General features: G+C 57.0%; 1 rRNA gene. It reads right to left on the reverse strand.

Going from position 1 to position 1,546, the window contains the following annotated elements:
* Positions 1-1,546 (reverse strand): 23S ribosomal RNA (locus ACFXPX_RS43855); the annotation flags it as partial.

The raw sequence follows: 1,546 nt of genomic DNA on the forward strand, positions 1-1,546 counted from the left end.
TGCAGGTCGGAACTTACCCGACAAGGAATTTCGCTACCTTAGGATGGTTATAGTTACCACCGCCGTTTACTGGCGCTTAAGTTCTCAGCTTCGCCTGGACGAATCCAAGCTAACCGGTCCCCTTAACGTTCCAGCACCGGGCAGGCGTCAGTCCGTATACATCGCCTTACGGCTTCGCACGGACCTGTGTTTTTAGTAAACAGTCGCTTCTCGCTGGTCTCTGCGGCCACCCCCAGCTCAGAGTGCAAGACTCATCACCAGGAATGGCCCCCCTTCTCCCGAAGTTACGGGGGCATTTTGCCGAGTTCCTTAACCATAGTTCACCCGAACGCCTCGGTATTCTCTACCTGACCACCTGAGTCGGTTTGGGGTACGGGCCGCCATGAAACTCGCTAGAGGCTTTTCTCGACAGCATAGGATCATCCACTTCACCACAATCGGCTCGGCATCAGGTCTCAGACTACGTGTGAGGCGGATTTGCCTACCTCACGTCCTACACCCTTACCCCGGGACAACCACCGCCCGGGCTGGACTACCTTCCTGCGTCACCCCATCGCTCACCTACTACAGACTTGGATCGGCGGCTCCACCACTTCCCTTTGCCCGAAGGCTCCGGGACGGCTTCACGGCCTTAGCATCATCTGGTTCAGCGTTGGCGCTTCAAAGCGGGTACGGGAATATCAACCCGTTGTCCATCGACTACGCCTGTCGGCCTCGCCTTAGGTCCCGACTTACCCTGGGCAGATCAGCTTGACCCAGGAACCCTTGGTCAATCGGCGCAAGAGTTTCCCACTCTTGTATCGCTACTCATGCCTGCATTCTCACTCGTATACCGTCCACGACTGGTTTCCACCGCCGCTTCACCCGGCACACGACGCTCCCCTACCCATCCACGCAGCCGTTAGGCCTTCACACGTGAATGACACGACTTCGGTGGTGTGCTTGAGCCCCGCTACATTGTCGGCGCGGAATCACTTGACCAGTGAGCTATTACGCACTCTTTCAAGGGTGGCTGCTTCTAAGCCAACCTCCTGGTTGTCTCTGCGACTCCACATCCTTTCCCACTTAGCACACGCTTAGGGACCTTAGTCGGTGTTCTGGGCTGTTTCCCTCTCGACCATGGAGCTTATCCCCCACAGTCTCACTGCCACGCTCTCACTTACCGGCATTCGGAGTTTGGCTAAGGTCAGTAACCCGGTAAGGCCCATCGCCTATCCAGTGCTCTACCTCCGGCAAGAAACACGTGACGCTGCACCTAAATGCATTTCGGGGAGAACCAGCTATAACGGAGTTTGATTGGCCTTTCACCCCTAACCACAGGTCATCCCCCAGGTTTTCAACCCTGGTGGGTTCGGTCCTCCACACGGTCTTACCCGCGCTTCAACCTGCCCATGGCTAGATCACTCCGCTTCGGGTCTTGGGCATGCAACTGGGTCGCCCTATTCGGACTCGCTTTCGCTACGGCTACCCCACACGGGTTAACCTCGCTACACACCGCAAACTCGCAGGCTCATTCTTCAAAAGGCACGCAGTCACGGCCCACCAG

Source organism: Kitasatospora sp. NPDC059146 (assembly GCF_042786665.1).
Taxonomy (GTDB): domain Bacteria; phylum Actinomycetota; class Actinomycetes; order Streptomycetales; family Streptomycetaceae; genus Kitasatospora.